This is a genomic window from Kribbella sp. CA-247076 (assembly GCF_050942445.1).
In the GTDB taxonomy this organism is placed as follows: Bacteria; Actinomycetota; Actinomycetes; order Propionibacteriales; family Kribbellaceae; genus Kribbella.
In genome coordinates this window covers 6,443,309-6,465,874 of the sequence record NZ_CP192051.1, presented here as the reverse complement: position 1 = coordinate 6,465,874, position 22,566 = coordinate 6,443,309, and the positions used below count along the sequence as shown (strand labels likewise).

The following is a 22,566-nucleotide window of genomic DNA, read 5'->3' as shown; positions in this document are numbered from 1 at the left end:
TCGGGTCTGCTCAGGTGTCCGGTCAGCTCGTGGTGCGGCTGAGTGTAACGGCGTGATCACGAACCCTGATAATCGGCGCCGGCGTCCGGAGAGTGTGGATTACAGGCGGGCTGAGGTGCACCGATAGGCTTTGCGGGTGAGTGAGCATGAGGTGGTTCTGGTTGTCGACTTCGGGGCGCAGTACGCGCAGTTGATCGCGCGCCGGGTCCGCGAGGCCAAGGTGTACTCCGAGATCGTGCCGCACTCGATGCCGGTCGAGGAGATGCTCGCCCGGAACCCGAAGGCGATCATCCTGTCCGGCGGGCCGCAGTCGGTGTACGCCGAGGGCGCGCCGCGGGTCGAGTCCGGGCTGTTCGAGGCCGGCGTACCGGCGTTCGGGATCTGCTACGGCTTCCAGGCGATGGCGCAGACGCTCGGCGGCGAGGTCCGCCGGACCGGGCTGCGCGAGTTCGGCCGGACGCCGGTGACGGTGAGCTCGGCGGGCACGCTGCTGGCCGGGATCCCCGAGGACCTCAACGTGTGGATGTCGCACGGTGACGCCGTCCACGCGCCGCCGGCCGGCTTCGCCGTACTGGCTGCCTCCGAGGGTGCGCCGGTCGCGGCGTTCGAGGATCTGAACCGCCGGCTCGCCGGCGTGCAGTGGCACCCGGAGGTCCTGCACTCACAGGCCGGGCAGGCCGTGCTCGAGCACTTCCTCTACGAGATCGCCGGCTGCCGGGGCGACTGGACGACCACGAACGTCGTCGACGAGCAGGTCGAGCTGATCCGCGAGCAGGTCGGCGACAAGCAGGTGCTGTGCGCGCTGTCCGGCGGCGTCGACTCCGCGGTCGCGGCCGCCCTGGTGCACAAGGCGATCGGCGACCAGCTGACCTGTGTGTACGTCGACCACGGCCTGCAGCGGGCCGGGGAGTCCGAGCAGGTCGAGAAGGACTACGTCGCCGCGACCGGGATCCGGCTCGAGGTGGTCGACGCCGAGGACCAGTTCCTCTCCGCGCTGGCCGGCGTGACGGACCCGGAGGAGAAGCGGAAGATCATCGGCCGCGAGTTCATCCGGACCTTCGAGGCGACCGCGCGGAAGCTGGACGCCGAGCGGCACATCGAGTTCCTGGTCCAGGGCACGCTCTACCCGGACGTGGTCGAGTCCGGCGGCGGCACCGGGGCCGCGAACATCAAGTCGCACCACAACGTCGGCGGGCTGCCCGACGACCTGCAGTTCAGCCTGATCGAGCCGCTGCGGACGCTGTTCAAGGACGAGGTCCGCGAGCTCGGCCTCGCCCTCGGCCTGCCGGAGGCGATGGTCTACCGGCACCCGTTCCCGGGCCCCGGCCTCGGCATCCGCATCATCGGCGAGGTCACCCACGAACGCCTGGAGATCCTCCGCGCCGCCGACCTGATCGCCCGCACCGAGCTGACCGCGGCCGGCCTCGACCGCGACATCTGGCAGTTCCCCGTCGTACTGCTCGCGGATGTCCGCTCGGTCGGCGTCCAGGGCGACGGCCGCACCTACGGCCACCCGGTGGTCCTCCGCCCGGTCACCAGCGAGGACGCCATGACGGCCGACTGGGCCCGCCTCCCGTACGACGTCCTCGAGAAGATCTCCACCCGCATCACCAACGAGGTCGACGAGATCAACCGGGTGGCCCTCGACATCACCAGCAAGCCCCCCGGCACCATCGAGTGGGAGTAGTCAGCCGCCCCTGACCGCCCCGAAGAGCCACGGCCCACTACACCGCTCGAACCCGGTCCCGAGGTAGAACTCAGCCGCCCGCTCGTCGACCGCCGAGACAAACACAACCTCCGCCCCGAGACGGCCCAGCCATGCCCGGCACTCCTCGACGAGTGCCCTCCCGACGCCTGTTCCGCGCCGGGAGGAATCCACGACCAGCTCCTCGAGCATCCCGTACGGCTCATGCCCGTAGTCCACGAACGTCACCACGGCCAACCCGACGGCGTCCTCACCGACTCGGGCGATGAACGTCTGAGCATCCACCCGGATCGCAGGCAGGGTCAGCGATTCCGCCCCGTCCGGGTGGAGCTCGCGAAGCAGGCGACGGATCTCCGCGCGGTCCGTCTGCTCGGCCGTGCGTACGACGAGGTTCGTCCGAGGATCATCAACTCCGGTCACGTCCACCTCTCAGCGTGCATCGCGATCATGGTCGGTCGGGCCACAGGTGTTGGCAACTGTTTGCTTGGTGTTGGTGACGGGGGGTTGGGGACGGCGTACTTTGTGAGCAAGGGGGAGGGGCTATGACACTGACGGTGGGGACGTTCAATCTCAACAACCTGTTCGACCGGTGGAACTTCGCGGGTGCGGTGGACGTGCTCGCGCAGGGGACGAGTTCGGTGCCGGCGACGTACACGTTCGACGACGAGCACCGCCGGCGGCTGCAGCTGGACGGCCGGGGCAAGCTGCTGGTGGCGAAGAAGCCTGAGGACACGAACCGTGTCGCCGAGCGGCTGCTCGCGGCGGACGTCGACGTCTGGGTCGTCCAGGAGGTCGAGAACTCCGACGTACTGCGCGAGTTCAACCGCGATCACCTGGACGGCGCGTACCCGCACGTGATGGTGATCGACGGCAACGACTCGACCCGGTTCATCGACATCGGGATCCTGTCGCGGCGGCCGCTCGGCGGAGTGACCAGCTACCAGCGGGCGTTCCACCCGGACGTGCCGGACCGGCCGATCTTCTCCCGCGACCTGGTCGAGGCGGAGATCCTGGACGCGCGCGGGCGGAAGGTACTGACGGTGTTCGGCACGCACCTGAAGTCGAAGTTCGTCGACTTCACCGTCGAGGACCCGGAGGCGGCCGCGGCGGCGGCGCAGCTGCTGCGGACGCAGCAGGCGGACATGATCATGCGGATCATCGCCCAGCGGACGAGCACCCGGCAACGGTTCCTGTTGTGCGGGGATATGAACGACACCCCGGATTCGCCCGCGCTGGCGTCGTACCAGAAGGCCGGCCTGGTGAACGCGCTGCTGACGCCGACCGAGATCGGCTCCGTGACCACGTCGGTCACGCTGCCGCCGAACCCGGCCTGGACGTCGACGTTCAAGGCGTCCGGGCAGCCGCGGGTGTTCGACCTGATCGATCAGATCTGGCTGTCACCGGCGCTGGCGCCGCGGTTGCGGGAGGCGTTCATCGGCCGGCGGCGGAAGCTCGAGCGGGACGGGACCGATCACGATCCGGCCTGGATCACCCTTGATCTATAGGGTTTTCGCCTGCGCCTCGATACCGTCCAGGAGCCGGTCGAGCCCGTAGCGGTACGCGTCGGTGGCGGCTTCGCGGACGGTGTCCTGGTACCCGTTCGCGTGCCAGATCGTCGTCATCGCGGGATGCCTGTCGACGTCGAAGTACGTCTCCCAGAGCTCGTCGCGCTCGGACCACCAGGCTTCGTGGCTCTGCCCGGTCACCCGTTCGACCTGGAGGCTCTCGGCTTCCTCGCCGGCGGCGGAGTCGACGTACGTCGTGATCGCGAGCGCGGCCGTGTTCGTGTCGCGTGGGGTCAGGTCGAGGGGGAGCAGGGTGGACAGCAGGTACTCGCGGCCGGCCAGCATGCCCGGGCCGACGGGCGGCCGGACGGTGGAGACCCGAGCGAGCCAGGGGTGGCGCTGGAACATCGCACGGGTCTCCTCGGAGTACACCTCCACCTGTTCACGCCAGTCCGCCGGCCTCGGCTCACCTGGAGCGGGCAACCGTCGCTCAGCCAGCACCTGGTCGACCATGAGGTCCAGCAGCTCCTCTTTCGAGGGCACATAGGTGTAGAGCGTCATAGTGCCGACGCCGAGCGCCTTCGCCACTCCGCTCATCGAGGCTGCGTCGAGTCCCTGCTCGTCGGCCAGCTGGATGGCGGCCCGCACGACCGCGTCGACGTCCAAGGAGGGCCGTCTGCCCGCACTCCGCCGTACGTCGCTGGGTCGGTGGTTGCGCCAGAGCAGCGCGAGCGTACGCTCCGGTTGCCCTCCACCGCTGTGCCGCACTGTCACGTGCACAGCCTCGCATGCCTCACCTGAAGGCGTCGGCGTTGGCTATGGCCCACTCGCGGTAGGTGACCGCCGGGCGACCGATCAGCGCGGACACTGTGGGCTCAGGGGTCATCGGGTACTCCGCCATCATCCGGAAGCCGTCGAGCAGCCACTGCGCGGTCTCCTCGCCTACGATCGGCGTCCAGAGCGCCAGGTACTGCTCAGGAGTCTGCTCCTCGAACTTCACCTCCCGGCCGATCGCCTCACTGATGTACGCGACCTGCTGTGGAGCGGTCAGCCCTTCCGGGCCGCTCATGGTGAGCTTCTGGCCGGTGTAGCTCTCGTCGGCGATGACCACGCGGGCCACGGCGGCGATGTCGCTGAGGTCGATCGGTGTCTGCACGGCGGCGGGGTACGGCGCCCGGACGACGTTCTCCGCCTTGATCGACGTGGCCCAGTCGAGCGTGTTGTTCATGAACTGCCCTGGCCGAAGGAACGTCCACTCGAACCCGGCCTCCTCGATCGCCCGCTCGATCTTGTAGTAATGCCACTCGGCCGGATCGCCTTGCTTCTCATACTCCGCCGGTTCACCGGACAGTACGACGACCCGCCGTACGCCGGCCGGTCGTGCGGCGGCCACGAACTCGTCGACGTACGCCGGAAGTGGTGGGAGGTAGACCGTGTCGACGTTCTCGAGCGCGGCGGGGAGTGTCTCGGGTTTGCCGAGGTAGCCCCGCACGACCTCGACTCCGTCCGGGAGCGCGGCCTTGATGGGGTTGTTGGTGAGCGCGCGGATCCCCTGGACTTGGTGGCTGACGAGCTCGTCGACGAGCAGGCGGCCCACGCTGGCGGTGGCGCCTGTCACCAGGATGGTCATGCGTTCCCTCCCTCTCCGGTTATTTCCGTAGGGTATACGGGAATGTCGATTGGCGCACATGGCGGATTTGAAGATCTGGCGAACATGTGTTCGACTGTTACGCATGAGATGGGCTGGACAGCAGGTCGATGCGGAGACCCCGGGGACGTTACCGGGGCTCGGGTCGATCGCGGGCCTGGTCCGATCGGTGACCACTCCGGAGTTCCGCGGTGTCACGTTCCACGAGGTGCTGGCGCGCTCGGCGCTGAACTCCGTCCCTGGCACCTCGCTGCCGTTCAACTGGACAATCAACCCGTACCGGGGCTGCACGCACGCCTGCAGATACTGCTTCGCCCGGCCGACTCACAGCTACCTGGAGCTCGACCAGGGTGAGGACTTCGACCGCCAGATCGTGGTCAAGACGAATGTGGTCGAGGTCCTGCGCCGCGAGCTCGCCCGGCCGTCCTGGTCCGGCGAGCAAGTTGCCTTGGGCACCAACACGGATCCTTACCAGCGGGCCGAGGGTCGGTATCGCCTGATGCCGGGCATCATCGAGGCGCTGGCGGCGTCGGGCACACCGCTGTCGGTGTTGACCAAGGGGACGCTGCTGCGGCGCGATCTCGACCTGCTGGCTGCGGCGTCCTCTGAGGTATCGGTCGGCATCAGCATCTCGCTTGCTCTCGCCGACGAGGAGCTCCGTCGGGTGGTCGAGCCCGGCGTCCCGTCCGTCCGTGGTCGGTTGGACCTGATCCGCGCAGTTCGCGAAGCCGGCTTGCCGTGTGGCGTGATGGTCGCCCCCGTCCTGCCCTGGCTCACCGACTCCACCGAGCAACTCGACCACCTCTTCGCCCTGCTGTCCTCCGCCGGCGCGACCGGAGTGACCCCGCTCGTCCTGCATCTGCGCCCTGGCGTGAAGGAGTGGTTCATGAGCTGGCTGGCCCACGAGCGGCCCGGCCTGGTCGCCCGGTACGAATCCCTCTACGCCCACGGCCCGAACGCCGCCCCGAGTTATCGATCAGCCTTCGAGTCCAAGGTCCGCCCGCTGCTCGACAAGCACGGCTTCGGTCGCTCCTCCCGCCACCGTTCAGACCCGCTGCCTGGCGATCCCTCCGCCCGATCCCCTGCCCGGACCACTCCAACCACAGCCCGCTTTCGCGGGCCCCGTCATCGCCACCCGCCAGCCTCCGTCCCCGCCCAGCACCCCGACCCAGCCCAGCAGACCCTCTTCTAGGTGGTGCTCAACGACGGACTGTGAGGTTGTCGTAGTTCGGTAGGTCGAGCGCGTTGAGGGACTTGCCCAGGCCGTTCTGCGCCCAGGCGAGTTTCTGGACGGACGCCGGTAGCTTGACCAACGCGGCTGTTGCCCACGGCACCATTCGTACGGCGGCGCGGCTGGTCGGGATCACCGACTTCATCGTCTTCCGGGCGGCGGCTCGGCTGAGCGTGACGGACCTGCCGATCCTCTGTTCGTACGCGCGGAGTCCGGCGGGGAGGTCGTCCCGGGCCGCGGCGAGTTCACCGGCGAGGACGTACGCCGTGACGGCGGCCAGCGTGGTGCCGCCACCGATCGCCGGGCCGGGGCTGAAGCCGGCGTCGCCGACGAGGCCGACTCGGCCGCGGTGCCAGGTGTCGAGCGTGATCTGGTTGATCGCGTCGAAGTAGAAGTCCTCTGCCGTCGCGAGGTACTCGAGCAGCTGCGGGACTCGCCAGCCGTGGCCGCGGAACTCAGCCTCGACGATCCGTCGCTGCTCGTCCCGATCGCGGTGGTCGAAGCGCAGTTCCGCCGGCGTACGGAACAGGAAGGCGGCGCGAGCCTCACCGGTCTGGTGTACGCCGTACGTGCTCACGAGCCGATTGACGTCGAGGTTGACGAGCATCCGGTTGCCGAGGTCGAACAGGTCCGGCAGCGAGTACACCGCGAGGTAGCCGCCGAGGTGGCGGCGCAGTCCCTCCTCGGGGCCGAAGGTCAGGCGGCGGACCTTCGAGTGCAGTCCGTCGGCGCCGATCACGAGGTCGAAGCGTCGCGGCTCCGCATGCTCGAACGTCACGTCGACGCCCGCGCCGTCATCCGTCACCGCGGTGATCGAGTCGCCGAACACGTACTCGATGTCGTCGCGCGTCGCGTCGTACAGGATCTTGGTCAGTTCGCCGCGGAGGATCTCGACGTGCCGGTCCGAGATGCCGGCGCTGAGTTTGGCGATGTCAACGTCGACCGGACGCTTGCCGGTGCGCTCGATCGTCATCCTCGTGGTGAGGGTGCGTGCCTCGTGGATCTGCTGGTCGAGGTCCATCCGCCGGACGACCTCGACGCCCGAGCCGAACAGGTCGACCGCGTGCCCGCCGAGGCCGTGCCGGAGGGCCGGCGTGCGCTCGACCACGGTCGGCTCGAAACCGAACCTGCGCAACCAGAACGCGAGCACCGGGCCGGCCACGCTGGCGCCCGAGATCAGGACCTTGTTCACGATTGAACCCTCCCGCGGGTTTGTTTACTTAACGGAAGGTAAGCGATCTGGTGAGGTGGCGTCAATGGTTTACTTAACGGTCGTCAGTTAGGCTCGTCACCATGCCGAGGGCGCGCAGTTCGGACACCAGGGAGCGGATCAGCCAGGCGGCGATGGAGCTGTTCGGTGCGAAGGGTGTGCAGCAGACGAGCCTGCAGGACATCGCGGACCGGCTCGGAATGACGAAGCCGGCGCTGTACTACCACTTCCGCTCGCGCGACGACCTGGTCAGCAGTCTGGCGAAACCGCTGATCGACGACTTCGACGCGAACGTCGCCGCGATGGAAGCCGACCCGCCCGCCGACCACCGCGAGCTGCTCGGGTCCTTCTTCGACCTCACGTACAAACATCGTGCGCTGCTGCTGCTCGCGATCCGCGATCTCTCGGTGTTGCAGGAGATGCACCTCACCAACCATGTCGGCAACTGGCGCCGCCGCATCATCGCGCTCCTGATCGGCGAGGCACCCACCCTCGCCGACCAGGTCCGAGGCATGGTCGCCATCGGCGGCCTCTCCGACTGCGCCGTCGCCTTCGAAGGCGTCCCCGCACAAGACCTCCGCACCGCAGCAGTAGAAGCCGCCCACGACACCCTCCACCCCAACTGAGCCAAGCGGTGGGGAGTGCTGTGAGCTGCTGAGACTCACTTGAGGGCTCCGGTCAGGCCGGCGGGCTACAGCAGGGTGAGGATTTGGGGGCCGTCTTCGGTGACGGCGACTGTGTGTTCGGCGTGGGCGCCTCGGGTGGTGTCGGCGGAGCGGAGGGTCCAGCCATCGTCGTCGATGAGGTAGGTGCTGCCGGGGCCGCTCCAGAACCAGGGCTCGATGGCGAACACGTGGCCGGGGCGGAGTTTGAGGCCCCGGCCGGGGCGGCCGCCGTTGGGGATGTGCGGGTCCTCGTGCATACGGCGGCCGATGCCGTGGCCGCCGAAGTCGAGGTTGGTGCCGACGCCGGCCGCCTTGCCGACCCGGCCGATGGCGGCGCTGATGTCGCCGAGGCGGTTGCCGGGGACCGCGGCGGCGATGCCGGCGGCGAGGGCTTCCTCGGTGGTCGCGACCAGCTCCAGGTCTTCCGCGCGCGGCGTACCGACGGAGAAGCTGATGGCGGAGTCGGCGCACCAGCCGTCGATCGAGGCGCCGCAGTCGACGTTCAGCAGGTCGCCGTCCTGCAGGACGAGGTCACCGGGCGGACCGTGCAGCACGGCGTCGTTCACGGAGGTGCAGATCACGCCGCTGAACGGGCTGGTCGCGAACGTGGGCTGGTACCCCTCGAACAGCGACACCGCACCGGCCGAACGCAGGACGTCGCGCGCGACTGCGTCGAGCTCGCGTAACGTCATCCCGGCGGCGGCTTCCTTCTTGACCGCGGCGAGCGCACCAGCGACAGCCCGGCCGGCTGCCCGCATCCGCTCGATCTCCGCCGGAGTCTTCAACTCGACCATGCCTGCTCCTCGCCCATCGATCCCGCCCCATCCGCGGTGGCGGCCTTCCCGGATAACTATACCGGTACTATTATCACGGTCATGGTACGACCACCTCTGTCCAGCTGGGACCGCGAGCGGGGCCGCCAACTCGGCCGACTGCTCCGGGAGGCGCGCGGTGAGCGCAGCATGGTCGACGTCGCGGCCGCCTGCGGCGTCTCCGTGGACACCCTCCGCAAGATCGAGACCGGCCGAATCCCGACGCCGGCGCTGTTCACCGTCGCTGCGGTTGCCGCGACGCTCGACCTCTCCCTGGACACCCTGGTCGAAGCCTGCCAGGACAACCCGGACGCCCAGGACGACTCCAACCTGATCGCCTAGCGAACAAACCAGCTCGCGAAAGCGTCTCCACCCGTAACTGGGGAACGACGCTTGGGGGCGAGCGATGGCAGTACGGCGGCGGACTGTCCTGGGGGCGATGCTTGCCGGAGCGGGAGCACTCGCGACCACAGGCTGCATCGCAGACACCGCCGCGGACACCGGGACCAGCCCGACCAAGGACACCCCTCCGAAGCAGCAGAAACCCCAGGAAACCAAGCCGACCCAGCCCGACCGGATCACGCTCGTCGCGACCGGCGACGTACTGCTGCACGAACGCCTGTGGACGACCGCGAAACGCGACGGAAGCAGCGACGACTGGGACTTCGCCCCGATCATCCAGAGTGTGCAGCCGCTGGTCGAGGCCGCCGACCTCGCGGTCTGCCACCTCGAAACCCCGCTCGCTCCGGCCGGCGGCCCGTATCGCGGCTACCCGCTCTTCCAAGGCCCGCCGCAGATCGCCGCCGCCCTCAAGCAGACCGGGTACGACGTCTGCACCACCGCAAGCAACCACAGTTTCGACAGCGGAGGCGCCGGCGTCGACCGCACGCTGAAGACCCTCGAGCGAGCCGGCCTCCGCCACGCCGGCACCGCCCGTACGCCGGCCGAGGCCGAAACTCCTACGATCGTCGACGTTCGCGGCGTCAAGGTCGCACTACTCAGCTACACGTACGGCTTCAACGGCATGCCCTACCCCGACGGCGACACCTGGCGGGCCGGCACGATCGACGTACCGAGCATCAAGGCGATGGCGAGGAAGGCCCGCGAGGCCGGCGCGGACATCGTCGTCGTCAGTTGCCACTGGGGCACCGAGTACTCCAGCAGGCTCAACGACCAGCAACGCGAGGTCGCTCCACAACTGCTTGCCGACAGCAACATCGACCTTCTGCTCGGCCACCACGCGCACGTCGTCCAGCCGATGGAGCGGATCGACGGCAAGTGGGTCGCGTACGGTCTCGGCAACCTGATCGCCGCCCATCGCGAACCCACCAGCCCCAAGGCCGAGGGCCTCCTCGTCCGCTTCACCTTCCAGCGGAACGGCGACCGGTGGACGACCGCCGAGGCCGGGTACGCGCCGCTGCTGATGACGGACGCGTTGCCCGTGCGAGTTCTCGACGTACGGCGGGAGCTCGCGAAACCCGGCCTGGCCGCGGCCCGCCGGACCCGGCTCGAGCGCGCGGAACGCCGGACGACGGCCACCGTCACGTCACTGGGTGCGGCACCGAAAATGCTTTGATGACCCGCGGTCCGGCGGTCTATGGTCGGCCGCATGAGTGCGTACTTCGTGATGGTCCGTCGTGCCCGCCTCCGGGCAGGCGAGGGGTGCCTGGGGATGGCATCCGCTCGATAGTCGTTGGGCCCAACGGGTCGTGGACGCCGCCGGGATCAGACCCGGTGAACTCGTCCTCGACGTCGGAGCCGGCCTCGGTGCGCTGACCGCACCGCTGGTCCGGGCCGGAGCCCAGGTGATCGCCGTCGAGCTCCACCCAGGTCGTGCCGACCGACTGCGTCGGCGGTTCGCGGATGCGCCGGTGAAGGTGCTCCGCGTCGATGCCGCCGAGCTGCGGTTGCCGTCACGGCCGTTCCGGGTGGTGTCGAGTCCGCCGTACAACGTCTCCACCGCCCTGCTGAAGCGCCTGCTGGCGCCGGGCTCCCGCCTGGTGTCGGCTGATCTGGTGCTGCAGCGGGCGGTGGCGAACCGGTGGTCTCGCGGCGACGCACCTGGTGCGAACCGCTGGTCCCGCCACTACGACCTGTCGATCGGTCTACGCCTTCCCCGCAAGGCTTTCACCCCGCCGCCGCATGTCGATTCAGCAGTCCTCGTACTGCGCAAACGGTAGAAGGAGCAACGGCCCCCACCGGTCAGAGGTGACCGATGAGGGTCATTGCTGTCGGCAACCGTCAGGCGTGCCAGGACGTCCACAGGGCGGCGTAGGAACCCTTCCGGGCGACCAGCTCATCGTGGCTGCCCAGCTCGGAGATCCGCCCGTCCTCCACCACCGCGACCCGGTCGGCGTCGTGTGCGGTGTAGAGCCGGTGGGCGATCGCGATCACCGTCCGGCCCTCGAGTACGGCGGCCAGCGAGCGCTCCAGGTGACGGGCCGCCCGCGGGTCGATCAACGAGGTCGCCTCGTCCAGGACCAGGGTGTGCGGGTCGGCCAGCACGAGTCGCGCCAGCGCCAACTGCTGCGCCTGCGCCGGCGACAACGACAGCTGCCCGGACCCGACGCGCGTGTCCAGCCCCTCCGGCAGCGCCTCGGCCCATTCGCGGGCGTCGACCGCCGCGAGTGCGTCCAGCAGCTCGGCGTCGGTCGCCGACGGCCGGGCCATCGAGAGGTTGTCCCGCAGGGTGCCGACGAACACGTGGTGCTCCTGGGTCACCAGCGCGACCTGCTTGCGCAGCTCGTCCAGCGGCAGCTCGGTCATCCCGACACCGCCGACCGTCACCGAACCCGTGCGCGGCGGATGGATGCCCGCGACCAGTCGCCCGAGCGTCGACTTGCCCGCACCGGACGGGCCGACCATCGCGATCCGCTCTCCCGGCTGGATGGTCAGGTCGACGCCGTGCAGCACGTCGCGGCCGTCGACGTACGAGAACCGGACGTCGCGCGCCTCGACCAGCTCGCCGTCCGGCGAGCGCCCGGACGGCGTCCGGTCGTCCTGGACGTCGCTGATGCCCAGCAGCCGCGCGAACGCGGCGCCGCCGGACTGCAGCTCGTCCAGCCAGGACAGCAGCCGGTCGACCGGGTCGATCAGCTGGTTCACGTACAGCACCGCGGCCGTGACCGCGCCCAGGGAGACGTGACCGTTGATGTGCAGCCAGCCGCCGAACACCAGCGTCCCGACCACCGGCACGAGATACCCGACCTCGGCCACCGGGAAGTAGATCGTCCGGAGGAACATCGTGTACCGCTCGGCCAGGTACGACCCGCGGATGTCGGCGTCGGTCCGTCGTACGCGCTCGTCGTACCGCCGCAGAGCCTCGACCGTGCGGGCGCCTTCGACGGTCTCGGCGAGCGAGCTCGTCATCTGCGCGTACGCCGCGTTCTCGCGGAGGTAGCCGTCCTTCGCGCGACGCAGATACCACCACGTGCCCAGCCAGAGCGCCGGGACCATCGCCAGCAGCGGGACCAGCACCCAGACGCCCACCAGCAGCGTGGCGCCGACGGTGAACAGCACGGTGACGAACGCGATGATCGTCTCCGGTACGGCGAACCGGACCGTCCGCGAGAGCGTGTCGACGTCCCGCGACGTGCGGGACAGCAGGTCGCCGGTGCCGGCCCGCTCGACCGTGCCGATCGGCAGCGAGAGGGCGTTGTCGACGAATTCCTCCCGCAGCTCGGCCAGCACCTGCTCGCCGAGCGCGAACGACTTGAACCGCGCCCACCGGGTCAGCAGCGACTGGGCCACGATGAACACCGAGATCACCAGGATCACCTGGTTGACCTTGCCGGCGGTCGTGCCGCGCTGGACGTCCTCGACCAGCTCACCGATCAGCCGCGGCGCGGCCAGGCCGGTGATCGCCGCGACACCGTGCAGGAGCAGAGCGACCAGCAGGGCGCGCGGATGCCGACGGGCCAGCCGGCGCGCGTGCCGGCGGATCTCGGCCGAGCCCGCCACGGGCAGGATCTGCCTCATGTGAGCACCTCCTCCCCGTCGAGCAGCTCGGCCTCGGTCTGCCGGGTCACCGTCCTGCGGTACTGCGGCTCGCTCGCGAGCAGCTCGCGGTGCTTGCCGGTGGCAACCACTCGGCCGGCAGCCACGAAGATCACCTCGTCGACCCGGTCGAGCAGCAGCGGGCTCGCCGTCAGTACGACGGTCGTCCGGCCCGCCCGGTGGTCGCGCAGCCGGTCCGCGATCCGCGCCTCGGTGTGCGCGTCCACCGCGGACGTCGGCTCGACCAGCACGAGCACGGACGGGTCCACCAGCAGCGCGCGGACCAGCACCAGCCGCTGCCGCTGACCGCCGGAGAACGACCGGCCCTTCTCCTCGACCTCGGAGTCGAGCCCGTCGGCCAGCGCGACCAGCACGTCCTCGGCGGACGCCGTCCGCAGCGCAGCCATCAACTCCTCGTCGGTACGCCGGTTGTCCGGGTCGAGCTCCTGGCGCAACGTCCCGGTGAACAACTGGGAACCGGTGTCGCTCACCAGGATCCGGGACCGGACGTCCTCCCGGGTCGCGCTGGCCAGCGTCACGCCGCCGTACCGCACCTCACTGGTGTCGTCGTACCGCCCGAGGCGGTCGGCGAGGTCGTTGTAGGAGTCCGGCTCGGCCGAGACGATCGCGGTGAGCCGCCCGTCGCGGGCGCGGATGCCGGAGACCGGGTCGACCAGGTCACCGCCGTCGGGCAGCCGCACCGGCTTCGCCGGCTCGGTGATGTCCGACTCCAGCGACAGCACGCGGATCACCCGGCGAGCCGCCACCAGTCCGCGCATCAGCTGGTTGGCGAACTCGGTCGCCGTCCGCAGCGGCAGCACCAGGAAGGTCGCATAGCCGTAGAAGGCGACGAGCGAACCGGCGCTGAGCTCTCCGCGGAGCGCGAAGTGCGCACCGATGCCGACCACGAGCACGACGAAGACACCGGGCAGCAGCACCTGGGCGGCGTCGAGCACGGACTGGATCCGGGCCACCTTCACCCCGGCCTGCCGGACCTGCTGCGACTCGCCGCGGTACCGCCGGGAGAAGGAGTCCTCGCCGCCGATGCCGCGCAGCACGCGCAGGCCGGCGACGATGTCGGAGCCCAGTGAGTTCAGCTCGCCGACCGCGTCGCGCTGCGCCGACTGCCGCCGGTGCAGCGGCCGGAGCATCGGGCCGAGACAGAACAGCATCAGCGGCACGCCGACGAGCACGACCAGGCCGAGCGTGGTCGAGGTGGACAGCAGGATCGAGGCGACCACGACGAAGGCCATGATCGCGCCGGTGAACCGGGCCGAGATCTCCATCAGGTTGCCGATGTAGGCGAGGTCGCCGGCACCGATGCTGACCACCTCGCCGGTGGCCAGGTTCTTCGGCAGGGTCGCGCCCAGGTCGGCCGACTTCCGGGTCACCACCTGGACCGTGCGGTAGGCGGCGGACAGCCAGTTCGTCACCGCGAACCGGTGGCGCATGATGCCGGCGAACGCCTGCACCACGCCGACCACGAACAGCGCCGCGGACCACTGCAGCAGCCGCTCGCCGTCGCGCGCGGCGATGCCCTCGTCGATCGCCCGCCCGAGGATCGCCGGGATGAACGCCTGCGCACCCATCCACAGGATGCCGAACGCCATCCCGCCGGCGAGCGTGCGGGACTGACCGCGCGCGACCCAGAGCAGGTAGCGGGTCGGGGAGCGGTGATCGGGAACGCCGGGATCGGCGAGTGGCAGCTGTTTCATGACCTCCTCAGGCTAGGTGCCGCCACCGACAGTCGCATGCGAATTACTCGCACCTGGGGACGGTCACCGTCGGTGCCGTCACGGTCTCCCGGCGCACAAAAGAGCTTCACCTTGCGTTGGGCAACGAGTTCCCGGGCCGCCATGTGCGCCGCCTGTCCTGGAACCATGCTGGTGATCGCGCATCGGGGAGCGAGTGGCTACCGCCCGGAACACACGCCGGCGGCATACCGCCTGGCTGCGGAACAGGGAGCGGACTACCTGGAACCGGACCTGGTCGCCACCCTCGACGGCGTCCTGGTCTGCCGGCACGAGAACGAGATCTCCGGTACGACGGACGTCGCCGACCACCCGGTGTTCGCCGACCGGAGGATCACCAAGATCGTCGACGGGACCGCGGTGACCGGCTGGTTCGTCGAGGACTTCACCTACGAGGAGCTGCGCAGCCTGCGGGCCCGCGAGCGGATGCCCGGCCTGCGCGCCGGCAACACCGCGTACGACGGGCTGGAGGCCGTGCCCACCTTCGACGAGGTGGTGGCGCTGGCCCGCGAGGAATCCCAGCGACTCGGCCGGCGGATCGGCGTACTGCCGGAGATCAAGCACCCGGCGTACTTCCGGCGGCTCGGTTTGCCGCTCGAGGAGCTGCTGACCGAGCGGATCCTGACGCTCGGGCTGCGGGACGACGAGGTGATGGTGCAGTCGTTCGAGCCGACCAGCCTGCGTCGGCTGTCGGTGATGACCCGGGTGCCGCTGGTGCAGCTGGTGGACTCCGAGAGCGCACCGCACGACTTCCTGCGGACCGGTGACGGGCGCTCGTTCGCGGATCTGATCGCACCGGCCGGGTTGCGCGAGATCTCGACGTACGCGCATGTCCTGGCCCCGCACAAGGACCTGGTCGTCCCACGCGGCCCGGACGGTTCACTGGGCGAGCCCACCCGCCTGGTCGACCTGGCCCACCGAGCCGGCCTCGCCGTCCAGGTCTGGACCTTCCGGGCCGAACGCCGCTTCCTGCCCACCGGCACGGACTTCGGTACCGAGCTCACCAGCTTCACCCGGCTTGGTGTCCAGGCAGTCTTCACCGACCACCCGGACCAGGCCGTCGCCGCCCTGCGCAGGACGACACTGAACGTCTAAAGCTCCCCACGCAGCTCGACCCGGAGTTGGTGCCCGCAGTCAGGGCAGTTGGTGACCTCGCCGGCGCTCTGCACGCCAGAAGTGTGCCAGGACCGGGCAGCGGGGTGACGGCTCTACCGGAGCGCGTCACCCCGCTGCGGTGTCGGTCATGCCGCCGGGGGCTTGTTGTTGGTGGTGCTGTCGTCGTAGATGCGGGAGGCGATGTCGGCCTCGGGGGTCTGCTGCGGCTGGTTCACCGACTGCTGGACGTTCTGCCAGACGGCCTTGCCGTCGGACTCCGGGATCACGACCCAGGCGATCACGTAGCCGAGCAGCGCGGTGCCGCCGGTGATCAGGGTCAGGCCGACGATGCCGAGGCGGACCAGGGTGACGTCGATGTTCAGGTACTCCGCGATGCCGCCGGAGACACCCGAGAGCATCCGCTGCTCGCGGGAACGACGCAGGACCTTGCCGGACAGGTTGGAGAACGGTGCGTTGGAGTTCGTCATGGTTCAACTCTCCCGCCTGCGGGGCCTCCGCCACATCCGGATCGGTACCGACCCGACCCTGGCAAGACCCCGGGGACCCCGAGGCAGGGCCCTGACGACTTTCGGACCCGGCGGAAGGTGTCTGACCAGGGGCGACAAAAGTGTCGGTGGCCGCCCGTACGGTCGGGGGATGGACGTGGACGTGCTGACGAAGGTCGTGCTCGGGCTGCCGGAGGTCGAGGAACACGAGGGCTGGGCGGGGCAACCGGTCTTCAAGGTGCGGAGCAAGAGCTTCGCGTACATGTCCGAGGACGGCGCCCGGCTGCTGCTCAAGGCGCTCCGTGAGGAGCAGGAGGCCCTCGTCGCCGAGGATCCGGACGTCTACGCGCCGTCCTGGGCGTCCGGCCGGTTCGCCTGGCTCGACGTCACCATCGCCGCCGCCGACGACGGGGAGCTGCGCGAGCTGGTGACGGACGCCTGGCGCCTGAGCGCCCCCAAGCGGCTGGTCAGCCAGTTGGACGCAGCACAGTAGTCAGATCCCGGAACCACGCGCGCGGCCGCAGCCCGCTGACGGACTGGCCGAGGACGTTCCACGTGGGCGTTCCGGTCACGCCGTACTCCTTCGCCTGGCGTTCCGACCGCTCCAGGGCGGCGTACGCCGTGCGGTCGGCGAAGGCGGTCCGCAGACGGGTCCCGCTGCCACCGGCCGCCTCGGCCAGGGTGGCGAGCAGGTTGACCGACTCGATGTCCTGGCCCTGGGCGAAGTGCGCGGTGAACACGGACTCGGCGAACCGCTGGGCGACCTTCGGGCGGGTGCTGTTCAGCCACGCGTGGGCCGCCAACGCGGTCCGCGTGTACGGCAGCCGGGCCGGCCAGCGCAGTGGCAGTCCCGCCGCCTCGGCCTCCCGCGTGAGGAAGTCGTACGCCGGCCCGACCCGCGGCCCGGCGGCCTTCCCGCCCGGCCGGATCTCGGGGTGGATGCGGATGCCGTGCTCGACCACCTCGAGGCCGCCGTCGCGGAGGATGCGGTTGCGGTCCTGGGCGACGTAACAGTACGGACAGACGAAGTCGAACCAGTGCTCGACGACCATCAGAACTCCTCGGAAATCTTCACCTACGTGCGCGAGTCACGACGCTGTGGAGCCCGCTGTCAGTCCCTGCATCGACGTCCGGTAGGCCGACGGGGTGATGCCCGTCTCCCGGTGGAACGTCTCGCGGAAGGTGCTCGCGGTGCCGAAGCCGGCCGCGGCGGCGATCCGCTCGACGGTCCAGTCCGACGTCTCCAGCAGCCGCCGCGTGGTCAGGACACGCTGCCGCACGACCCAGCGCATCGGGGGCAGTCCGGTCTCCCGCTCGAAGTGCCGGATGAACGTCCGCCGCGGCATCCCCGCGTGGTCCGCGAGTTGCTGCACGGTGATCGGCCTGCAGAGGTGCTCCAGCGCCCAGTCACGCGTCGCCGACAGTCCCGGCCGCTCCCCGTCGACGAGCGTCAGCTCCGCAGCCACCGTCCACCTTTCCTCACGAACCTGCCGTTGCTTGATTGAATGTTAATCTTCAACACAAGCGGAACCGGTTCAGAGGTGCTTGCGGACGAGCACCCAGCGGTCGTTGGTCCGGCTGATCTCGGCGAAGCCGGCGGTCAGGAAGACGGACAGCGGGCCGCGGTAGAGGTCCGCCGAGGAGGTGCGGCTCGCGGTCGAGATGTCGACCGCGCAGCCCTCGACCACCGCGGCGCCCTGCGACCGGGCGAACTCGACCGCGCCGAGCGCGAGCTCCCCGGCCAGGCCCTGGCGGCGGTGTCCGACCGGTACGACGAAGCAGGTGATCACCCACGCGTCCTTGTGGTCGGTGCGCCAGTTGGGCGAGGCGACCACCCGGGGGTACGACGATCGCGGGCCGACGGCGCACCACCCGACCGGCGTCCGGCCGTCGTACGCGAGGACGCCGGGCGGGACGTCGTCCTTGCGGACCTGGTTCCGCAGGTCGCGCCGGTTGGTGTCCCGAGTGGCGGCGTCCCACTGCTGTCCGCGCAGGCGGAAGTACTGACAGAAGCAGCGCGCCGGGTCTCCGCGCTCGCCCATCACCGCCGCCACGTCGGCCCAGGCGTCCGGCCCGGCTGCTCGCACCTCGACCATGGGCCTACGGTAGCGAGGCCCGGCTTGCACTCGGTTGGGGCGAGTGCTAATACTTGGTTAGCACTCCACGGGTGAGAGTGATAACCACTCGGGCCCGGGCGTGTGACAGAAGACGGCCTCGATGAGGTGCCGGAGCGTGGCGGGACGTGACCGCCGCGGTGCCGGTGCCGTCCGTCGCGGGCATCCCGGCCGGCTGGACCACAAAGACTCGACGCGGGAGGACTCGCGGAGAATGCCCAAGCTGATTTCTTTCAATGAAGAGGCGCGCCGTGGCCTCGAGCGGGGGATGAACACCCTCGCCGACGCCGTCAAGGTGACGCTCGGCCCGAAGGGCCGCAACGTCGTGCTGGAGAAGAAGTGGGGCGCCCCCACGATCACCAACGACGGTGTCTCCATCGCCAAGGAGATCGAGCTCGAGGACCCGTACGAGAAGATCGGGGCCGAGCTCGTCAAGGAAGTTGCCAAGAAGACCGACGACGTCGCGGGTGACGGCACCACCACCGCCACCGTGCTGGCCCAGGCTCTCGTCCGCGAGGGTCTGCGCAACGTCGCGGCCGGCGCCAACCCGATGAGCCTGAAGAAGGGCATCGAGAAGGCGACCGAGGCCGTCAGCGAGCAGCTGCTGTCGCTGGCCAAGGACGTCGAGACCCGGGAGCAGATCGCCTCCACCGCCTCGATCTCCGCCGCCGACAACCAGGTCGGCCAGATCATCGCCGAGGCGATGGACAAGGTCGGCAAGGAAGGCGTCATCACCGTCGAGGAGAGCAACACCTTCGGCCTCGAGCTCGAGCTCACCGAGGGCATGCGCTTCGACAAGGGCTACATCTCGCCGTACTTCGTCACCGACACCGAGCGGATGGAAGCGGTCCTCGACGACCCGTACATCCTCATCGTCAACAGCAAGATCTCCAGCATCAAGGACCTGGTCCCGGTGCTGGAGAAGGTGATGCAGACCGGCAAGCCGCTGGCCATCATCGCCGAGGACATCGAGGGCGAGGCGCTGGCCACCCTGGTCGTCAACAAGATCAAGGGCACCTTCAAGGCCGTCGCCGTCAAGGCGCCGGGCTTCGGTGACCGCCGCAAGGCCATGCTGGTCGACATCGCCGTCCTCACCGGCGGCGAGGTGATCTCCGAGGAGGTCGGCCTCAAGCTCGACTCCGTCGACCTGGAGCTGCTCGGCCAGGCCCGCAAGATCGTCGTCACCAAGGACGAGACGACCATCGTCGAGGGCGAGGGTGACGCCGACCAGATCGCCGGCCGGGTGAACCAGATCCGCGCCGAGATCGAGAAGTCGGACTCCGACTACGACCGCGAGAAGCTGCAGGAGCGGCTGGCCAAGCTGGCCGGCGGCGTCGCGGTGATCAAGGTCGGCGCGGCCACCGAGGTCGAGCTGAAGGAGCGCAAGCACCGCATCGAGGACGCCGTGCGCAACGCGAAGGCGGCCGTCGAGGAGGGCATCGTCGCCGGTGGTGGCGTGGCCCTGCTGCAGGCGTCCGTGGCGGCGTTCGAGAAGCTGGAGCTCGAGGGTGACGAGGCGACCGGTGCGCAGATCGTGCGCCAGGCCGTCGAGGCCCCGCTGAAGCAGATCGCCGTGAACGCCGGCCTCGAGGGTGGCGTCGTGGTGGAGAAGGTTCGCAACCTCGAGCCGGGTCACGGTCTGAACGCCGCGACCGGTGAGTACGTCGACCTGATCGCCACCGGCATCATCGACCCGGCCAAGGTGACCCGTTCGGCGCTGCAGAACGCGGCCTCGATCGCGGCCCTGTTCCTCACCACCGAGGCGGTCATCGCCGACAAGCCGGAGAAGGCCGCGGCCGCTCCGGGTGGCGCCCCGGACATGGGCGGCATGGACTTCTGATCCACTGAGGTCCCACAGCACACAGCACACAGCACGACAAGCGGTCCCGGGCACGACGCCCGGGACCGCTTGCTGTTGTGGCGTCTGGTCCGGCCAGGTCGCCCGTTTGACTACCGACCGTGATGACAGGCCTTTGACGGTTACGGGTTGTCAGGGATTCAGAGGCGCCGTAGTGTCGAATTCGGGTGTCCAGGGGTGGGCGCCGGGGGGTGCGCGATGCACGCTTTTCTGGAACGTCTCGGGCGGGGGGCCGCTCGTCACCACTGGCCGGTGATCGGTGCCTGGCTGGTGATCGTCGTCGGGTTGTTCGTCCTCCGCTCGTTCTTCGGCGGCACGTACGTCAACAACTACACCGTGCCGGGAAGCGAGTCGTCGGCCGGCCTGAACGTGCTGAACCGTGACTTCGCCAAGCAGGGCGGGTACGCCGGTTCGATCGTCTTCCACTCGCCGTCCGGCACAGTGTCCGACCAGGCCGCCGCGGTCAAGACGGCGATGACGAACTTCGGCAGCCTGCCGAACGTGGTCGCCGCGACCGACCCGCTCGCGTCGACGTCCACGCCCTCGCCATACGTGTCCAAGGACGGCACGGTGGTGAACGCGCCGGTCTCGTTCTCCGTGGTGCCGGCGTCGCTGGACACCGACTACCTCGCGCAGATGGACACCGCCGTGAAGCCGGCGCGCGACGCCGGCCTCGAGGTCGAGTACGGCGGCGGCGCCGGGCAGATCGGGAAGCAGGCCGACGACCAACTGTCGGAGGCGATCGGGCTCGGGCTCGCGCTGATCCTGCTGTTCCTGATGTTCCGGTCGATCGTCGCGGCCGGGCTGCCGCTGCTGTCCGCGATCTTCAGCGTGGGCGGCGGTCTCGCCATTCTCGGACTGCTCGCGGCCGTCAAGGAGTTCCCGGTGTCCGCGCCGACCGTCGCCACGCTCCTCGGCCTCGGCGTCGCGGTCGACTACGGCCTCTTCCTGGTCTCGCGGCATCGCGAGCAGCTGGACAACGGCATGGCGGTCGAGGAGTCGATCGGCCGGGCCGAGTCGACGTCCGGCGCGGCCATCCTGGTCGCCGGTGGCACCGTGGTGATCGCGATCCTCGGGCTGTACGTCTCCGGCGTACCGTTCGTCGGCGCGCTCGGTCTCTCGTCGGCCATCTTGGTCGCGGTCACCGTGCTCGCCGCGTTGACCCTCATCCCGGCGCTGCTCGGATTGGCCAAGCTGATGGTGCTGAACCGGGCGGACCGCAAGCACGTCGTCGAGGAGCGGGCACTCGAGGCCGACCTGGACCCCGCCGCGGTGGCCGCGCACCGGGCCGAGGAGCGGGCGGTCCGGGACGCCAAGCACGAGCAGAGCGCGTTCGCGCGCTGGGGACGCCGAGTCAGCGACCGGCCGTGGACGTACGGAACGATCGCGACCCTGTTGCTCCTCGTCCTGACCATTCCGTTGCTCTCGCTGAACCTCGGCCAGTTGGACGCCGGCACCGACCCGCCGCAGGACTCCAGCCGTAAGGCGTACGACCTGATCGCCCAAGGCTTCGGCCCCGGCGCCAACGGGCCGCTGACCGTCGTCGTCTCGCTGCCGGGCCAGGACGCGAGCGCCAACCAGACCCTGCTGACCAACCTGACCGGTGAGCTGCAGAAGACCGAGGGCGTGGCCGCCGTCCAGCCGCCGTCGACCAACGAGTCCGGCACGACGGCCGCCGTCAATGTCATCCCGACGACCTCGCCGTCGTCGGCCGACACCGAGGACCTGGTCAACCGGATCCGCAGCGACGTGCTCCCCGGCGTGGCCGGGACGACGTACGTCGTCGGCACGGTCGCCGGGTACGTCGACTTCACCGAGAAGGTGTCCGGCCGGATGCTGTGGCTGATCGGGGCGGTCGTACTGCTCGCGCTCATCCTGCTCACCGTGGCGTTCCGGTCGATCGTGATCGGCGTGAAGGCGGCGATCCTCAACCTGTTGTCGGTCGGGGCGGCGTACGGCGTGATCGTCGCGGTCTTCCAGTGGGGCTGGGGGTCGTCGCTGGTCGGGATCGACGAGACGGTGCCGATCCCGTCGTTCGTGCCGATGCTGATGTTCGCGATCGTCTTCGGTCTGTCGATGGACTACGAGGTGTTCCTGCTGTCCCGGGTGCACGAGGCCTGGGTGGCGACCGGAGACAGCCATCGCGCGGTGGCGATCGGGATCGGCGCGACCGCGCGGGTGATCACCACCGCCGCGGCGATCATGATCGTGGTCTTCCTGAGCTTCGTGCTCGACGACGACCCGACGGTGAAGATGCTCGCCGTCGGGATGGCGGTCGCCGTGCTGATCGACGCGAGCGTGGTGCGGATGATCCTGGTGCCGTCGGTGATGACGCTCCTGGGCGACAAGGCCTGGTGGCTGCCGCGCTGGCTGGACCGCATCGTCCCCGACATACAACTCGAAGGAGCGCCCGAGGAGCCACAACCACAACCACCCCGCGAAACCACCGCCGTGCCTCCGGCTCCCTGAG

22 protein-coding genes are annotated in these 22,566 nt (G+C 69.5%); 11 read left to right on the top strand and 11 right to left on the bottom strand.

Annotated elements, in window-relative coordinates:
- Positions 1-136 precede the first annotated feature (136 nt).
- Positions 137-1,687 carry a glutamine-hydrolyzing GMP synthase gene (gene guaA / locus ACQPYZ_RS30660; protein ID WP_433162218.1) on the top strand — a complete coding sequence of 517 codons (1,551 nt, stop codon included), beginning with the start codon at positions 137-139 and terminating at the stop codon, positions 1,685-1,687.
- Here the strand turns inward: guaA and ACQPYZ_RS30655 are convergent, their stop codons facing one another.
- Positions 1,688-2,131 carry a GNAT family N-acetyltransferase gene (locus ACQPYZ_RS30655; RefSeq protein WP_433162216.1) on the bottom strand — a complete coding sequence of 148 codons (444 nt, stop codon included), beginning with the start codon at positions 2,129-2,131 and terminating at the stop codon, positions 1,688-1,690.
- A 116-nt stretch (positions 2,132-2,247) separates the two neighbouring features.
- On the opposite strand from ACQPYZ_RS30655, the gene ACQPYZ_RS30650 reads away from it, so the two are divergent.
- Positions 2,248-3,210: an endonuclease/exonuclease/phosphatase family protein gene (locus ACQPYZ_RS30650; RefSeq protein ID WP_433162213.1), complete on the top strand. Its 963-nt coding sequence runs from the start codon at positions 2,248-2,250 to the stop codon at positions 3,208-3,210.
- Here the strand turns inward: ACQPYZ_RS30650 and ACQPYZ_RS30645 are convergent.
- Together ACQPYZ_RS30645 and ACQPYZ_RS30640 are read right to left on the bottom strand one after the other, a co-directional pair.
- On the bottom strand, positions 3,205-3,876 hold the full coding sequence (locus ACQPYZ_RS30645) for a TetR/AcrR family transcriptional regulator (RefSeq protein WP_433162212.1): 672 nt from the start codon (positions 3,874-3,876) through the stop codon (positions 3,205-3,207). The two genes, ACQPYZ_RS30650 and ACQPYZ_RS30645, sit on opposite strands and share 6 nt — an antisense overlap.
- A gap of 127 nt (positions 3,877-4,003) precedes the next feature.
- The gene (locus tag ACQPYZ_RS30640) at positions 4,004-4,840 is read right to left on the bottom strand and encodes an NmrA family NAD(P)-binding protein (RefSeq protein WP_433162210.1); all 837 of its coding nucleotides are present in this window, start codon (positions 4,838-4,840) and stop codon (positions 4,004-4,006) included.
- 103 nt (positions 4,841-4,943) lie between these two features.
- Here ACQPYZ_RS30640 and ACQPYZ_RS30635 point away from each other — a divergent pair, with 103 nt between their 5' ends.
- Positions 4,944-6,050 carry an Rv2578c family radical SAM protein gene (locus ACQPYZ_RS30635; protein WP_433162208.1) on the top strand — a complete coding sequence of 369 codons (1,107 nt, stop codon included), beginning with the start codon at positions 4,944-4,946 and terminating at the stop codon, positions 6,048-6,050.
- Positions 6,051-6,057: 7 nt separating this feature from the next.
- On the opposite strand, the gene ACQPYZ_RS30630 is transcribed toward ACQPYZ_RS30635, so the two are convergent.
- On the bottom strand, positions 6,058-7,281 hold the full coding sequence (locus ACQPYZ_RS30630) for an FAD-dependent monooxygenase (RefSeq protein WP_433162206.1): 1,224 nt from the start codon (positions 7,279-7,281) through the stop codon (positions 6,058-6,060).
- Positions 7,282-7,382: 101 nt separating this feature from the next.
- On the opposite strand from ACQPYZ_RS30630, the gene ACQPYZ_RS30625 reads away from it, so the two are divergent.
- Positions 7,383-7,925 carry a TetR/AcrR family transcriptional regulator gene (locus tag ACQPYZ_RS30625; protein ID WP_433162205.1) on the top strand — a complete coding sequence of 181 codons (543 nt, stop codon included), beginning with the start codon at positions 7,383-7,385 and terminating at the stop codon, positions 7,923-7,925.
- 65 nt (positions 7,926-7,990) lie between these two features.
- Here ACQPYZ_RS30625 and map read toward each other — a convergent pair whose 3' ends face one another.
- A complete protein-coding gene (gene map / locus ACQPYZ_RS30620; protein ID WP_433162203.1) occupies positions 7,991-8,758 on the bottom strand; it encodes a type I methionyl aminopeptidase in 768 nt (255 codons plus the stop codon).
- 81 nt (positions 8,759-8,839) lie between these two features.
- Between map and ACQPYZ_RS30615 the strand changes: the two genes are divergently transcribed.
- The 3 genes from ACQPYZ_RS30615 to ACQPYZ_RS30605 all read left to right on the top strand — a co-directional run bounded on the left by ACQPYZ_RS30615 (position 8,840) and on the right by ACQPYZ_RS30605 (position 10,956).
- Positions 8,840-9,118 carry a helix-turn-helix domain-containing protein gene (locus tag ACQPYZ_RS30615; protein WP_433162201.1) on the top strand — a complete coding sequence of 93 codons (279 nt, stop codon included), beginning with the start codon at positions 8,840-8,842 and terminating at the stop codon, positions 9,116-9,118.
- Positions 9,119-9,182: 64 nt separating this feature from the next.
- Positions 9,183-10,352, top strand: a complete 1,170-nt coding sequence (locus ACQPYZ_RS30610) for a CapA family protein (RefSeq protein WP_433162199.1) — start codon at positions 9,183-9,185, stop codon at positions 10,350-10,352.
- Between the two features lie 61 nt (positions 10,353-10,413).
- Positions 10,414-10,956 carry an rRNA adenine N-6-methyltransferase family protein gene (locus tag ACQPYZ_RS30605; protein ID WP_433162197.1) on the top strand — a complete coding sequence of 181 codons (543 nt, stop codon included), beginning with the start codon at positions 10,414-10,416 and terminating at the stop codon, positions 10,954-10,956.
- Between the two features lie 61 nt (positions 10,957-11,017).
- Here ACQPYZ_RS30605 and ACQPYZ_RS30600 read toward each other — a convergent pair whose 3' ends face one another.
- On the bottom strand, positions 11,018-12,754 hold the full coding sequence (locus ACQPYZ_RS30600) for an ABC transporter ATP-binding protein (RefSeq protein WP_433162195.1): 1,737 nt from the start codon (positions 12,752-12,754) through the stop codon (positions 11,018-11,020).
- The gene (locus ACQPYZ_RS30595; protein ID WP_433162193.1) at positions 12,751-14,487 is read right to left on the bottom strand and encodes an ABC transporter ATP-binding protein; all 1,737 of its coding nucleotides are present in this window, start codon (positions 14,485-14,487) and stop codon (positions 12,751-12,753) included. The genes ACQPYZ_RS30600 and ACQPYZ_RS30595 overlap by 4 nt, the downstream gene beginning before the upstream one ends.
- Before the next feature lie 165 nt (positions 14,488-14,652).
- Between ACQPYZ_RS30595 and ACQPYZ_RS30590 the strand changes: the two genes are divergently transcribed.
- Positions 14,653-15,618 (top strand): glycerophosphodiester phosphodiesterase, encoded by a 966-nt coding sequence (locus ACQPYZ_RS30590; protein WP_433162192.1) that lies wholly within the window; start codon positions 14,653-14,655, stop codon positions 15,616-15,618.
- A gap of 146 nt (positions 15,619-15,764) precedes the next feature.
- Here ACQPYZ_RS30590 and ACQPYZ_RS30585 read toward each other — a convergent pair whose 3' ends face one another.
- Positions 15,765-16,106, bottom strand: a complete 342-nt coding sequence (locus ACQPYZ_RS30585) for a PspC domain-containing protein (RefSeq protein ID WP_433162190.1) — start codon at positions 16,104-16,106, stop codon at positions 15,765-15,767.
- Between the two features lie 169 nt (positions 16,107-16,275).
- On the opposite strand from ACQPYZ_RS30585, the gene ACQPYZ_RS30580 reads away from it, so the two are divergent.
- On the top strand, positions 16,276-16,617 hold the full coding sequence (locus ACQPYZ_RS30580) for an MmcQ/YjbR family DNA-binding protein (protein WP_433162188.1): 342 nt from the start codon (positions 16,276-16,278) through the stop codon (positions 16,615-16,617).
- On the opposite strand, the gene ACQPYZ_RS30575 is transcribed toward ACQPYZ_RS30580, so the two are convergent.
- From ACQPYZ_RS30575 to ACQPYZ_RS30565, 3 genes are all read right to left on the bottom strand, one after another.
- Complete coding sequence (locus tag ACQPYZ_RS30575) at positions 16,592-17,176, bottom strand: DsbA family oxidoreductase (RefSeq protein ID WP_433162186.1); 585 nt, start codon at positions 17,174-17,176, stop codon at positions 16,592-16,594. The two genes, ACQPYZ_RS30580 and ACQPYZ_RS30575, sit on opposite strands and share 26 nt — an antisense overlap.
- 36 nt (positions 17,177-17,212) lie before the next feature.
- Positions 17,213-17,590, bottom strand: a complete 378-nt coding sequence (locus tag ACQPYZ_RS30570; protein WP_433162184.1) for a helix-turn-helix domain-containing protein — start codon at positions 17,588-17,590, stop codon at positions 17,213-17,215.
- 69 nt (positions 17,591-17,659) lie between these two features.
- Entirely contained in the window at positions 17,660-18,220 is a 561-nt protein-coding gene (locus tag ACQPYZ_RS30565) for a GNAT family N-acetyltransferase (protein ID WP_433162183.1), read from the bottom strand.
- 232 nt (positions 18,221-18,452) lie between these two features.
- On the opposite strand from ACQPYZ_RS30565, the gene groL reads away from it, so the two are divergent.
- Together groL and ACQPYZ_RS30555 are read left to right on the top strand one after the other, a co-directional pair.
- Complete coding sequence (groL, locus tag ACQPYZ_RS30560) at positions 18,453-20,078, top strand: chaperonin GroEL (protein WP_433169795.1); 1,626 nt, start codon at positions 18,453-18,455, stop codon at positions 20,076-20,078.
- A 216-nt stretch (positions 20,079-20,294) separates the two neighbouring features.
- Positions 20,295-22,565, top strand: coding sequence for an MMPL family transporter (locus ACQPYZ_RS30555; protein WP_433162181.1), 2,271 nt, complete (start codon positions 20,295-20,297; stop codon positions 22,563-22,565).
- The last annotated feature ends 1 nt before the right edge of the window (position 22,566 follow it).

Bases quoted from the DNA above. Each gene is read 5' to 3' on its own strand.
- ACQPYZ_RS30650 (WP_433162213.1), top strand. From the start codon at position 2,248: ATGACACTGACGGTGGGGACGTTCAATCTCAACAACCTGTTCGACCGG.
- ACQPYZ_RS30640 (WP_433162210.1), bottom strand. From the start codon at position 4,840: ATGACCATCCTGGTGACAGGCGCCACCGCCAGCGTGGGCCGCCTGCTC.
- ACQPYZ_RS30635 (WP_433162208.1), top strand. From the start codon at position 4,944: ATGAGATGGGCTGGACAGCAGGTCGATGCGGAGACCCCGGGGACGTTA.
- ACQPYZ_RS30625 (WP_433162205.1), top strand. From the start codon at position 7,383: ATGCCGAGGGCGCGCAGTTCGGACACCAGGGAGCGGATCAGCCAGGCG.
- map (WP_433162203.1), bottom strand. From the start codon at position 8,758: ATGGTCGAGTTGAAGACTCCGGCGGAGATCGAGCGGATGCGGGCAGCC.
- ACQPYZ_RS30615 (WP_433162201.1), top strand. From the start codon at position 8,840: ATGGTACGACCACCTCTGTCCAGCTGGGACCGCGAGCGGGGCCGCCAA.
- ACQPYZ_RS30610 (WP_433162199.1), top strand. From the start codon at position 9,183: ATGGCAGTACGGCGGCGGACTGTCCTGGGGGCGATGCTTGCCGGAGCG.
- ACQPYZ_RS30600 (WP_433162195.1), bottom strand. From the start codon at position 12,754: ATGAGGCAGATCCTGCCCGTGGCGGGCTCGGCCGAGATCCGCCGGCAC.
- ACQPYZ_RS30595 (WP_433162193.1), bottom strand. From the start codon at position 14,487: ATGAAACAGCTGCCACTCGCCGATCCCGGCGTTCCCGATCACCGCTCC.
- ACQPYZ_RS30590 (WP_433162192.1), top strand. From the start codon at position 14,653: ATGCTGGTGATCGCGCATCGGGGAGCGAGTGGCTACCGCCCGGAACAC.
- ACQPYZ_RS30585 (WP_433162190.1), bottom strand. From the start codon at position 16,106: ATGACGAACTCCAACGCACCGTTCTCCAACCTGTCCGGCAAGGTCCTG.
- ACQPYZ_RS30580 (WP_433162188.1), top strand. From the start codon at position 16,276: ATGGACGTGGACGTGCTGACGAAGGTCGTGCTCGGGCTGCCGGAGGTC.
- ACQPYZ_RS30575 (WP_433162186.1), bottom strand. From the start codon at position 17,176: ATGGTCGTCGAGCACTGGTTCGACTTCGTCTGTCCGTACTGTTACGTC.
- ACQPYZ_RS30565 (WP_433162183.1), bottom strand. From the start codon at position 18,220: ATGGTCGAGGTGCGAGCAGCCGGGCCGGACGCCTGGGCCGACGTGGCG.
- groL (WP_433169795.1), top strand. From the start codon at position 18,453: ATGCCCAAGCTGATTTCTTTCAATGAAGAGGCGCGCCGTGGCCTCGAG.
- ACQPYZ_RS30555 (WP_433162181.1), top strand. From the start codon at position 20,295: ATGCACGCTTTTCTGGAACGTCTCGGGCGGGGGGCCGCTCGTCACCAC.